Consider the following 12,093-nt stretch of genomic DNA (forward strand, 5'->3'; position numbering starts at 1 on the left):
GTCGACATCCTTATTGCGGAGTGCTTGGGGTGACGGCCAGGCTGGCCTCGAAACGCTCGGTCAGGCCGCGCGCCAATGCATGGGACGATGCGCGGGCGGCGACGCCGTCGCGCAGGAACTGCGAGGCCTCGCTCTGGAACGCGATGTAGCCGTCGTGCCGCGGCCGGATCGAGGCGGCTTCCAGCGTGCGGGCCGTATTGGCATAGAAGTTGCCGCTCGCCGCATTCACGTTTGCATCGGCCCAGCTGCCGCGATGGCTGGGCTGTCCTTCGTGCTGCGGGATGAAACGGCTTTGGGTATCGGCTGCCAGCAACCACAATAGATGCGCGCGCAACTCGGGCCCCACGATGCAGCGCCGCGAGATCGCGATGCCGGTGCCGCCGAGGATCGAGCCGGGCCGGCCGGCATCGGCTTGGGGCGCGTCGCGGAACGTAAGCGGCTTGGCGACCGCGGACGTGGCGTAGTTCACGTAGCCATAGACCAGCGGGCATAGCGTGATGTCATCGCGCGCGCTCATGTGGCCGAGCAGCGCGATCGGGTTGTAGGCCAGCGCTTGCGCGGGCGTGAGCCGCGCCAATTCGGAGAGCACGTCGCACGCGCCCGCAAGCGTCGCGGCGTCATGCCAGGCGCCGTGCGGCCGCAGGTCGGTATCGGGCGCGATGGCAGCGGCGATCGACAGCAGCGACAGAAACGGGTGCGGTCCGCCCCAGCTGAGCGCGACCGAGCCGCTGCGTTGCGACAGCGTCAGCACCTCGTGCCAGGTGCGCGGCACGGGGTCACCCAAGCGATCGGCGCGCGTCGCCATCACCTGCGTGGCGGCGTCCAGCGGCAGCGCCCATTGGCGATCGGCCATGCGATAGCTGTCGTACGACAGCCCGATGCTGTCACGTGCAATCCGCGCCAGCTCGTCGGGCGCGAACACCGTGTCCAGCGCTTGCAGGCAATCGTGCGCCAGGGCTTCGCCCAGATGAGGATGATCCAGCACCACCAGGTCATAACGGGCGCAGAGTTCGGCAATGGGCGCCGACTCGAAACCTTCGAGCGATTGCTTGTCCCAGTGCACCAGCGGCGTGTGGGCGGCAGCCGCGTGCAGGGCGTTGAATCCGCGCGGATGATCCCAGGTCAGGCCGCGATACGGCAGCGCGCGCTCGCTCATTCCGAGGCCCCGCGCAGCACCGCGCCCGAGGTCGCGTGCGCGGCGATCTCGTTGTCGCTGAAGCCGAAATCGCGCAGCACTTCTTCGGTGTGCTGACCGGTGAGCGGCGCGCCGCGCAACACCTGGCTCGGGGTCTTGGAAAAGCGGATCGGAAAGCCCGGCGTCTTGATCCGGCCTTCGGTCGGATGGTCGTATTCGACGAACGTGCCGTTATGCGCGATCTGCGGGTCTTCGACCAGATCGGCGTAGCCGTAAACGGGGCTGCACCAGATGCCGGCGGCATCCAGTTTGGCGAACCAGTCGGCGGTCGAGGCTTTGGCCAGCGTATCGCGCACGAGCGCATAGATCTCGTCGCGCTTTTCCCAACCGTCGCGCTCGGTGTACGCCGCCAGGCGCGGCTCTTCGGTCACGCGCGCCAGCACGTTCATGTCGGGCATGGCCAGCGCCAGATAGCCGTCGCTTGTCGCAAAGGTGCCGTAGGGCGCACGGATATACACGTGGGCATGCGGCTCGGCACTGCGTACCTGCGGCTTGTGCCCCACCGTGTACACCGAGAGCTCCTGCATCTGGATCGTGGTGATCGCATCCAGCATGTTGACCTCGACCTTCTGGCCCTCGCCGGTGCGCTCGCGGTGCAGCAGCGCGGCCAGCACGCCTTCGAAGGCGCAATACGCGGTGACGGCGTCGACCACATACTGGCCCGCCGCGCGAGGTGCTTCGCCGGCCCGGCCCGACGACAGCATCGCGCCCGACATCGCCTGCAGCAGCAGATCCTGCCCGGGGCGCGTGGCATAGGGCCCGTCTTCGCCGAAGCCCGACATCGATACATAGATGAGGCGCGGGTTCAGGGCCGACAGGGTCTCGTAGTCCACCCCCAGGCGGCCGGCGACACCCGGCCGGTAGTTCTGGATGAACACATCGGCCTGCGCCGCGAGCTTCTGGATGATCTCCTTGCCGCCGGCGCTCTTCAGATCGATCGCGAGCGAACGCTTGTTGCGGTTCAGCGAGAGAAAGGACACGTTGATCTTGTTGCCCGTGATGCCGCCGGCGGGCGCGTGCCGCTGCCATTCGCCGGTGGGCGGCTCGATCTTGATCACGTCGGCGCCCAGGTCGCCCAGGCGCTGCGCCGCGAACGGCCCCGCCATGGCGATGGAGCAGTCCAGAACCTTGTAGCCAGAAAGAATGCTCATTGCTTCTACCCTTTGCGTGGCGCCGATGCGCCTTAATGCATGACCCAGCCGCCGTCCACTGCCAGCGTCTGTCCGGAAATGAAACCCGCCTCGTCCGAGGCGAGGAACACGATGGCCGCGGCGATGTCGCCGGCGTGCCCGCGGCGCTTCACCGACTGGCGTTCGAGCACCATGCGGTTGTAGCCCTCGGGATCGGGATGGATCTTCTCGGCATCGGTCGGAAACGCGCCCGGCGAGATGGCGTTGACCGTGATGCCCCACTTGCCAAACTCGCGCGCGAAGGCGCGCGTGGCGCCCACCATCGCGCCTTTGGACTGCACGTAGGGCAACAGGTTTTCCCAGCCGCCCGACAGCGTGATCGACGAGATGTTGATCACGCGGCCCCACTGCTGCTCGCGCATGCCCGGCAGCGCCGCGCGCACGATCTGCACGGCCGCCTCCACGTTGACGCGGTGCACGCGCGCCAGCTCGGCATCGCTGTACTCCTCGAACGGGCGCGAGGGATAGATCGCCGCGTTGTTGATGACCACATCGATCGTGCCCTCGGCGGTCAGCTGCTCAAGGTGCGATTGCAGTGCGCCGGCATCGGCGAGGTCGGCCTGCAGGATCTGAAGCTGATCGGCAAACTGCGCCGGCACGGTGCTGCGCAAGTGATCGATATGCCCGGCGTGGTTGTCCAGCGCAATCACGCTTGCGCCCGCCTCCAGCAGCGCAAGCGTGGTGCCCACGCCAAAGCCGCCCGCCGCACCCGTGTACAGCACGCGGCGGCCTTGCAACGAGAAGCGCGCGCTCATGAGCGCCCCGCAATGGGCGCAAAGCGCCCCGACAGCGGCGGATAGTCGGTCTCGGGCTGCTCCGCGATCGCGCGGATGCGGGCTTCGCAGGCCGCGATGTCGGCGGCCGAGCCCAGCACGCTGAACGTGGTGTCGTAGCGGCGCTCGTCGCCATGCTCCAGCCAGATGAGCTCGTTGCGCTCGCGCGCCGCGCCCTGGCCCAGCACATGGTTGGTGGAGGGCTCGATGCCCATCGCATACTGGCCCGATTGCAGATTCTGCCATTGGTACTGGCAGGGGAATTGATGCTTGTAGGTGCTGACCTGCATGCCCAGACCCAGCGCATCGTTCACCAGGGCGACCGGCACGCTGCCGTCGGCAGCGGCCGCCATCTCGTGCTGCCACACCTGCTCATGAAAGCCCAGCTGCGGCGCCGGCATGCGGCGGTAGCCCACGCCCTGCTTGCGGTAATCCTGCTCGTGCGCGGCCCACACCACATCGCGGATCGGCGCCAGATAGCGCGAATCGGCGTCCAGCACCGGATAGCCCAGGTTGATGTGATAGCAGAGCATATGCGGCGTGCGGTAGAAGCCGCGGTTCACGACACGATCCGACAACTTGATGTCGTTGGTGCCCACCTCGATCTCGATGCGGCGGTGCAGCTCGAGATGCTCGCCGAACACGGTGCCCTGGGTCACCACGCCTTCGGCCCATAGCACGCAGCGGTCGCCGTCCCAGCGTTCGCCGTAGCCGGTCAGCCGCGCGGGTATGGTGCCGACGCGGCCATGGATGGATTGCCTGGCCGTCTTGCGTGGGCCGTACACATAGTTGTCGGCCGGCGCGTCGTACATGAACAGGATGTGGTCCAGCCCGCAGGTGATCATGAGGCCCGAGAACGAGCGCATCCAGCCCAGTCCGCCCTCGCCTTCGTAGTCATGCAGTCCGGGATGGCGAAAGCCCGACGGCGATTGCCATCCCATGGCCATGCCGCGATATTCGCAGTCGGCGATGTCCATCGCGCGATCCACCAGCACCGTGAAACGCAGGCCCGTGCCGCTGCGGAACTCCAGCATGCGGATGCCGCGCTCCAGCCCATCGTCCAGCGTCATCAGGCGTACGCCGGCAAACTGCGCAAGCTGCCCGGTGCGCGCCTCTACGTCGCGGCGCGTCATCCAGGTCCCGTAAATGTCAGGCATGAGTTCTCCCTGGCGGATGCGCGGGCGCGCATCCACCGGTGTCGGTGTTCAGAATCGTGTTCGAGCGGCGCGCCGCCAGCCTTGTTCGATGATGGCTTCGCGGTGCGCCGGTGTTGCTTGCGGCGCCGGCCTACAGGCCGTTCGCGCGCAGCCGCTCGTCAAGGAAGGTCTTGGCGCGCGGCACGTCGTCTTCGGTCAGGTGTTCGATGATGATGGGAATGTTGGGGTGTTTCTTTGCCAGGCGCTGCAGATACAGGTCGTAATTGAGCGCGCCCAGGCCCGGCGCCGGCAACTCGATCTCGCCCACCCCGCGGAAGGTATGGCTTTCGGCCGCGCCCTCGTCACCGATGTCGCTGTGCTTTTCCGACTTGTCATCGCCCGAACGCTTCACGTCCTTGGCATGCGCGATGCAGATCTTGTCGGAGAGCGCGTCGAACACCTGATTGAGCGTGCGGTCCATGTGGTCGATGTTGTGCGCTTCGAAGAAGTTCGTCGGATCCATCAGGAGGCCCAGGCCAGGGTGGTCCACTTCGGCGAACATGCGCAGCGTTTCCTCGACCGATCCCACCACGTTGTTCACGTAGGTCTCCAGCAGGAACACCGCGCCATGGTCATAGGCATGTTGCGACAGCTCGGCGATCACCGCGCGGCACTGGTCCCAGCCTTCCTCGGTCTTGTTCTTGGGGTGATGCACCCAGTCGCTTTCGGTGTCGAACGTGCCGGTTTCCGAGATCACGTAGGGCGAACCCAACTGGCGCGCGTGCGTGAGGATCTCTTTGAGATAGCCATTGCGGCGTTGGCGCTCGGCGGGATCGGGGTGGACGATATTGGTGTAGGCCGAGATGCAGGACACCGGCAGGTTGTAGTGGCGGAAGGTGTCGCGGATCTGCGTGCATTTCTGCGCGGTCAGCTGCCCCGGGCCGAGCTCCATGTCCTTGAAATGCAGGTCCAGCTGCACGGTATTGAAGCCGTGCGAACGGATCACCTTGGCGGTGCGCTCCAGTTCATAGGGAAAGTAGCCCGAGAAGATTCCGGTCTGGATCATGATGGTTGTCTCCGTCTGTTTTTTCTGTCTGGTTATTCAACAGCCGGCAGCCGTACTGTGCGGCCTTCGGCGATGGACGTATACGCGGCCTCGACCAGCGCCATCGTGCGTACGTTGTCGGTCACGCTCAACGCAGGCTCGGTGCCGCTGGCCAGCGCGTACTGCAACTGCTCCATCACGCCGATGAAGGCATGCGGAAACCACATCGTGTCCCACGTGGGCGTCACCCAACGCCCGTCGGTATGGCCCTCGGCCGCGCGCGAGGCGTAGCTCAGGGTCGACGGCTCGCCGGTGGGCCAGCCGATGGTGCCGCGCGCGACGCCCTCGGTGCCTTCCACGCGCCAGCGGATGTGCTGGTCGTCGGGGTATCCCTCGGCCCGCGGGCCGGACCACACGTCTTCGAGCGAAAGCGCGAGCAGCCCGTTGCCAAAGCGCAGCATGGTGGTCACCAGCCCATCCTGATGCGCGAACTCGGTGCGCGGATCGGGGCGGGTGATGCTGGTGATCTCGGTGGGCTCGCCGAACAGATAGCGCAGGGCATCGAGGTGATGCACGCTCATGTTCGAAAGCGTCAGTCGGTCATAGCCGCGCAGGAAATCCTGCCAGTGCGGGATCGCGTGCATGTCGATCTGCGCGAACACCGGCGTGCCCAGCACGCCTTGGTCGAGCAGCTGTTTGAGCGTGCGCATCGACTGGTCGTAGCGCATGTTCTGGTTCACCGACAGGATCTTGCCGGCGGCCCGGGCCTCGTCGCGCAGGGCGCGGGCTTCATCCAGCGAGAGCGCGAGGGGCTTCTGCGCCAGCACGCCGCGCACGTGCGGGGCGCGCAATGCGGCGCGAATCAGCGCGGGCTGCTGGTCAGGCGGATACGCGATGTCCACGATCTCGATCTGCGGATCGGCGATCAGGGCCAGGGGATCGTCATGCACACGCGGGATGCCGTAGCGTTCGGCGACCGCGGCCGCCTTGCTGCGGGTACGCGACGCGATCGCCGCCACCGTGAAGCCGGCCTGCTGATAGGCCGCCAGATGGCACTCGGCCATGATCATGCCGGCGCCGATGCAGCCGATGCGAAAGCGCCGTTCCCGAACGGGGGGGTCGGGCACCAAGGTTGGGTGCGACATGTGCTCCTCCTGCCGGCCCGGTATGCACTGTCGACTGCCTGGCATCCTGCCGTGCGGTATTTGATGTATTGAGCCGCGATATTCACATCAAAACAATCAGGGGTAAAGGCGGTTTGCTCACATAGGGCAGCAGCGTTACCTTTTTGATCCTGAATGATTGCAAATGATGGATTATGATGGCCCGGTTGCCATCGACTGATGGTGTCTTGAGAGCCTGGTCCGGATGCGTCCCACCATTTCCCTCATTGCCCGTGAAGCCGGCATGTCCACCGCCACCGTGGACCGGGTGCTGAACGACCGCGACGGCGTGCGCGGCAAGACGCGCGACCGCGTGCTGGCGATTGCCAATCGCCTCGGCTACTTCGTCCCGGGCGCCGATGCCGCCAAGCAGGACGTGCGGGTCGATTTCGTCTTGCCCGCCGGCACCAACAGCTTCATGACCGCGTTGGGCCGGCATCTGCTCGAAGAAGCCGCCACCCGCCCCGATGTGGAGGCCCGCCTGCATCTGATCGAGGGATTCGATGCCAACAAGCTCGCGAAAAAGCTCTACGAGCTGCGTGAGCAGACGCAGGCCGTTGGCCTGGTCGGGCTGGACCATCCTCAAGTGCGCGACGCCATCATGGCCCTGCGCGACAGCGGCGTGCATGTGAGCACCCTGGTATCTGACATCCCGATCTCGGCCCGCCTGGGTTACGTGGGCATCGACAACCGCGCCGCGGGCCGCCTGGCCGCGCTGTTGCTGGGCCGGTTTCTGCCCCAGCACACCGAACGGAAGGTCGCGGTGTTCGTGGGGTCATTGGCCTATCGCGGCCACGAAGAGCGCGAGATGGGCTTTCGCTCGCTGCTGAGCGAGGAGTTTCCGCACCTGCGCATCGCGCACACGCTCGAGATCGGCGACGACCGTGACCGCGCCTTTGCCGTCACGCAGGATCTGCTGCGCAAAGACCCGCCGCACGCGATCTACAACATCGGCGCGGGCAATCAGGGCATCGCGCGGGCGCTGAAGGAGGCGCGGCCGGCTGAGGCGTGGCCGAACGAGGCTCGCTCAGGCAAGGCGGCCGCCGCCCCTCGCATTGTCTTCATCGGCCATGACCTTACCGAAGCCACGCGCCGCCTGTTGCTCGATCGCACCATGGACGCCGTGATCGACCAGAACCCGCGCGTCGAGGCGCGCGAGATCGTCAAGCTGCTGGTGGCGGCCGTGAAGGGCGCGCCCGAACCCAGCTACCTGCCGCGGCTGCAGGTGATCTTCCGGGAAAACATACCGGAACCGTAGTGCGCTACACGCACGCTATTTAGCGCTTCTGTGGGCAAGTCCGCGTAAACCCTCCTTTCCGCGCGCCGAAACCCGGCTTGCGAATCCGCGAATTCCCAACCTCGCCCTGCTCGCGCCACACTGCCGATGCCTGCCCGCCATGCGCGGCATCGCGGGCCCAAGAGACTACAAGGAGCGAGACATGTCCCACCGATACGCGCGCGCGATCAAGCGCGCAGCCTGGCCCATGCTGGCCCTGTCCTGCCTGGCGTTTGGCAACGCCGGCGCGCAGGGAACCTACCCGAATCACCCGATTTCGCTGGTCGTGCCGTTTGCCGCGGGCGGTCCCACCGACGTCGTGGCGCGCAGCCTGGGCGCCTCGATGGCCAAGACGCTGGGACAGAGCGTCGTCATCGAAAACCGCACCGGCGCCGGCGGCACGCTGGCCTCGCAACACGTGGCGCGCGCCGCGCCAGACGGCTACACCTTTCTGATCCACCACAACGGCATGGCCACGGCGCCGGCGCTGTACCGCAAGCTGTCGTTCAATCCGCTGACTGACTTCGCCTATGTTGGCCAGGTCGCCGACGTGCCCATGACCCTGCTGGGCCGCAAGGATCTGCCGGCCGACGGCATGGCCAACTTCATCAAGTACGCCAAGGAAAACGGCAACAAGATCAACCTGGCCAATGCCGGCCTGGGCGCCGTGTCGCAGCTGTGCGGCATGCTGCTGCAGGAGTCGCTGGGCGTGCAGTTCACGACAGTGCCGTACGCGGGCACCGCGCCCGCCATGACCGCGCTGCTGGGCGGCCAGGTGGACGTGCTGTGCGACCAGACCACGCAAACCATTCCGCAGATCAAGGGTGAACGCGTCAAGCTGTATGGCGTCACGACCCAGGAACGCATCAAGACGCTGCCCGACGCGCCCACCCTGCAGGAAGGCGGCCTGAAGGATTTCGAGGTCAAGGTGTGGCACGGTGTCTACGCGCCCAAGGGCACGCCGCCCGAGGCGATCGACAAGTTCAACGCCGCGCTGCGCGCCGCGCTGAAGGACCCGGTCTTCACGCAGAAGATGGCCGAACTGGGCGCCGAGATCGTGCCCGAGGCCAAGCAGACGCCTGAGGGCCTGCAGACGTGGTTGAAGTCTGAAGTGGACAAGTGGGGCGGGGTGATCCGCAAGGCGGGCGTTTACGCGGATTGAGGCGTGCGGCGGCCGGTTAGGCCCCCGCGATTATCCGGCGCACCTAGAGCGCCGATGAAACCATTGCGCCAACGACGACCCATGATGAGCCCGATTTTTGCCAGCAAGTAGGTGTTGGCGTAAATCGGGCTTTTCTTGCTCTGTTCAGCGTCGGTTGGGGGCAGGTTCCCACTCCATGATGAGCGACGGGAACATCACGGCTCAGGTCTTTCACCGTTGACGCAAACGACGGCTGTGTCCTGTTCGTCGAAGCCGCACAACTTGTCGACCTCCTTGGGGAACTGCGCGTACGGTACGTTGTATTGAACAAAAGTCACCAACTGCCACCCCAAGGTTTCCACATGCCACACAAATCTCGGTGGGTGGGGTCATGGCTGAATCCACGCCTAACAGGTACAGCGGATGTCTTGACGTATTGATGGTGCCCGAAAATATGGGTATGTAGCCGGCCAGCGCCTCGACGTGAGCCCAATCGATAACGTGAAGTTGTTTACTTCTGGGGAAGACGTAATACAGCTTCTGTGTACGCCTATTAATTCGCACATAAGCGCCACGAGTTCGATGTGCTCCGCTGGCAAAGTAAATCAGTGTCGTAACAGCAGGCAAAATCGGTGCGTACAGGGGCGTACCGCCGAACCGGAGACTTCTCGGCAGGCGTTTGATGTCAGACTTCAATGAACCCCAGGACCGGTTGGACTTGAGCGAATCGATCGGGTCAAACAGAAGTTTTCCCGGTGAATACATCAAGGGCATGGGCGCGTGTGGTTGCCCCAACGCGCCGCGGAGTGAACGGACAACCTGCGTCATGCTCCGACAGCTGTGTATCGCTTCACTGCTCAGAGCGCCCACCATTAACGTGAATGACCGGTGCGCACTTCATCAAACCCGCACAATTGCTCTATTTCCTCGGGGAACTTCGTGTAAGGAACGTTGTACTGAATGAAGGCCTCCACGCTATCCGGAAAGGCATTGATCAAGAGCCACCCCAGCCACAGGGAAATTGTGAGCGGCGCTTTCAACATGCCATAGGGCTCGGCCAACTTTCTGCGCAAGCCGGCATACCAATCTCGATAGGGTTGAAGGGTTTCTTGTTTGCGGCTTAGTCGAGTAGGCAGCGTTGCGGGTTCAGGTAAGCCCTCGGGTCCGTGGGCCATAAAGGCTTGAAGATAAGCCCACAGCGACTTGGCTGATCGGTCTCCGTCGAACAGGCCGAGGTTGCCGCACGCAGCACAGATTTCGGTTGGCGGGTTCATTGCGTGGTCGATTCCGATCAAATAAAGTGGGTGTCTGCTGGCGTAGCCGCTTGCCGAAACAGTTGGGATGTAACCGGCTAACGCCTCAAGTCGATCCCAGTCCAAGACGTGAAGACGCGTTTCCCTTGGGTAGATGAAATAGAGTTTGCGAGTGCCACGATGGATGCGAATGAAAGCGCCGCGACTTTTGTGCGCACCCCCAGCCAAGTAAAAAATAGAGGCTAGGACGGTCAGGGCAGGAAGCCATGCAAATATGGCTACCAACGTTTCCCTGTCTAAGCTGTCAACGCCGATTCCTAGTACTGCAGCAATGGAAGTGATGACGCTGATTGTGATGGACAGGCCTATAGAGCCTGCCGCACCGCGCTGGACATAATTTGCGTATGTTTCGAGCTCAACGCACGAGTTGTTGACGCGTCGAACTCCATCTGGCTCTGGCCTGTCGGTCGTCGAGGAACCTCTGGAGAGGGGCGTTCCACCGATACGAACGCTCTTTGGGAGGAGCTTAATAGCGCGACTCATTTTGGCGCTCGCACAGGTTCGAGCTTGGTTGAGTCAATGGAGTCTGTGAACCAGCCGCTTGATGAAAAAATCATCGGCGTTGGCGCGTCTGGCTGCTGCAACGCAGTTCCGGGCTGATCATCAGGATCAGGAAAGTACAGGTATTCAAATAAAACTCGCGTGTCTTTATGCATCAAGATTGACCAACCGCATTCTCTTCCAGTGCTGCCCAAAGGCGTAACCAGGCATTCGCGGTGATAGTCGACAGGGTGCGTGCCAATGGAATGAATAGCGGGTCCGACGACCTGAGATAGCTGCTTTCCGCGCAACATGAAAGTCAACTTTGTTTGAAAGCTGTCCGCAGGAATGTCTGTTATTCCGGGCAATTCGCAACTGATGCGAAGGTTGCCAACGGGAAAGCTGGAGGCTGCATGCCAGTCCGGGGTCAGGCGCGGGCGATAGTAGAAGCTGTGAACAGCGTCTAATTCCTCGCGATTGTCGTAATGACGGCCACTGATGCCCCAGGCGCTGTGTTTTAGCCAAATTTCAGCCGGTCCGTGCTTACTCATATCGGCGCCGATGGCAAATCCGACAATGAGCAATGTGGCAACACCTGCGACAATCACCCACCCAGCTGGACTCAACCCGAGCACCGCGACGGCGGCCCCGCTACTAAGCGTGGCCGCCGTCGCCGTTCCCCCTGCCCAGGTCGCGACTGTTAGAGCTCCACCGGCTAGCGCGGCACCTACCAACATCCGTCCTTGCTCAGGGTTATTGTCGTTAAATGCGTTGAATGCTCTCACCGAGTCAGCTGCAGCCACCAGTCCGGTGCCTAACGCGCCGAAGACTGCGACCCCTCGCTTCGCTGAAAGTGTTTTCAATCTAAGCGCCAATGCGGCATTACCTTGCCGTCCAACCTGGACCGCGATAATTGACATAGAAATTTCTATACCTGCCCCAACTACTGCGCTCGCAGCGCCCAGCAACCTGCCAATGGTCACAGCGCGATCATTGGCTCCTTGCAATTCTCTCCAAGCGTCGGCAAGACCCTTCAAAGCGAGAAATCCACCCAGCCCGGAGAACAGATGTCCACCGGGACCGCGCAGGCGATTCAACATATTGATGAATGGATTACCTTTCACATGAATAGGCCTGGGTGGCGGCAGTGCTGGCTTGTCCGTTGGCGCATCGTCAAGTTCGCGGTACGTGGTTTCACCAACCTTCACCCAGTCATAGACTGACGTTTTCTGACCAAGGTCTGCCTGATTGATCTTCGGGGACGGCATCTTCCACCCCCACAATCCGTCTTCGCCAAGCGTTTGATACCCCTGGAATTCATAAGCGGCTCGCAGCAGGTCGTCGATTCCAACGTCGTAACGGACAATGGTGAAGCCGGCTC

The 12,093-nt window shown here is 63.4% G+C and carries 10 protein-coding genes; 2 read left to right on the forward strand and 8 right to left on the reverse strand.

The genetic code is table 11. The features are described 5' to 3' along the window. Window positions 1–10: 10 nt before the first annotated feature. The 6 genes from ASD71_RS04845 to ASD71_RS04870 form a co-directional block, all read right to left on the reverse strand. Entirely contained in the window at window positions 11–1,156 is a 1,146-nt protein-coding gene (locus tag ASD71_RS04845; protein WP_056560454.1) for a hypothetical protein, read from the reverse strand. Beyond that, window positions 1,153–2,346, reverse strand: coding sequence for a CaiB/BaiF CoA-transferase family protein (locus ASD71_RS04850; RefSeq protein ID WP_056560457.1), 1,194 nt, complete (start codon window positions 2,344–2,346; stop codon window positions 1,153–1,155). Before ASD71_RS04850 ends, ASD71_RS04845 begins: the two co-directional genes overlap by 4 nt. Window positions 2,347–2,378: 32 nt before the next feature. Beyond that, window positions 2,379–3,140 carry an SDR family NAD(P)-dependent oxidoreductase gene (locus tag ASD71_RS04855; RefSeq protein ID WP_056560460.1) on the reverse strand — a complete coding sequence of 254 codons (762 nt, stop codon included), beginning with the start codon at window positions 3,138–3,140 and terminating at the stop codon, window positions 2,379–2,381. Further along, a complete protein-coding gene (locus ASD71_RS04860; protein WP_056560463.1) occupies window positions 3,137–4,315 on the reverse strand; it encodes an aldose 1-epimerase family protein in 1,179 nt (392 codons plus the stop codon). The genes ASD71_RS04855 and ASD71_RS04860 overlap by 4 nt, the downstream gene beginning before the upstream one ends. A gap of 130 nt (window positions 4,316–4,445) precedes the next feature. Further along, entirely contained in the window at window positions 4,446–5,360 is a 915-nt protein-coding gene (locus ASD71_RS04865; RefSeq protein ID WP_056560466.1) for a sugar phosphate isomerase/epimerase, read from the reverse strand. 32 nt (window positions 5,361–5,392) lie between these two features. Further along, the gene (locus ASD71_RS04870; protein WP_056560468.1) at window positions 5,393–6,484 is read right to left on the reverse strand and encodes a Gfo/Idh/MocA family protein; all 1,092 of its coding nucleotides are present in this window, start codon (window positions 6,482–6,484) and stop codon (window positions 5,393–5,395) included. 223 nt (window positions 6,485–6,707) lie between these two features. Between ASD71_RS04870 and ASD71_RS04875 the strand changes: the two genes are divergently transcribed. Then, complete coding sequence (locus tag ASD71_RS04875) at window positions 6,708–7,760, forward strand: LacI family DNA-binding transcriptional regulator (protein WP_056560471.1); 1,053 nt, start codon at window positions 6,708–6,710, stop codon at window positions 7,758–7,760. A gap of 181 nt (window positions 7,761–7,941) precedes the next feature. Beyond that, window positions 7,942–8,940, forward strand: coding sequence for a tripartite tricarboxylate transporter substrate-binding protein (locus ASD71_RS04880; RefSeq protein ID WP_056560474.1), 999 nt, complete (start codon window positions 7,942–7,944; stop codon window positions 8,938–8,940). Between the two features lie 851 nt (window positions 8,941–9,791). Here the strand turns inward: ASD71_RS04880 and ASD71_RS27915 are convergent. Both ASD71_RS27915 and ASD71_RS27920 read right to left on the reverse strand, forming a co-directional pair. Then, the gene (locus tag ASD71_RS27915) at window positions 9,792–10,715 is read right to left on the reverse strand and encodes a DUF6708 domain-containing protein (protein ID WP_156395080.1); all 924 of its coding nucleotides are present in this window, start codon (window positions 10,713–10,715) and stop codon (window positions 9,792–9,794) included. After that, window positions 10,712–12,093: hypothetical protein (locus tag ASD71_RS27920; protein ID WP_162253548.1), on the reverse strand; the 1,382-nt coding region annotated here is incomplete at its 5' end. The genes ASD71_RS27920 and ASD71_RS27915, both read right to left, overlap by 4 nt.

The organism is Achromobacter sp. Root565, from assembly GCF_001427425.1.
Classification (GTDB): Bacteria; Pseudomonadota; Gammaproteobacteria; order Burkholderiales; family Burkholderiaceae_B; genus Achromobacter; species Achromobacter spanius_D.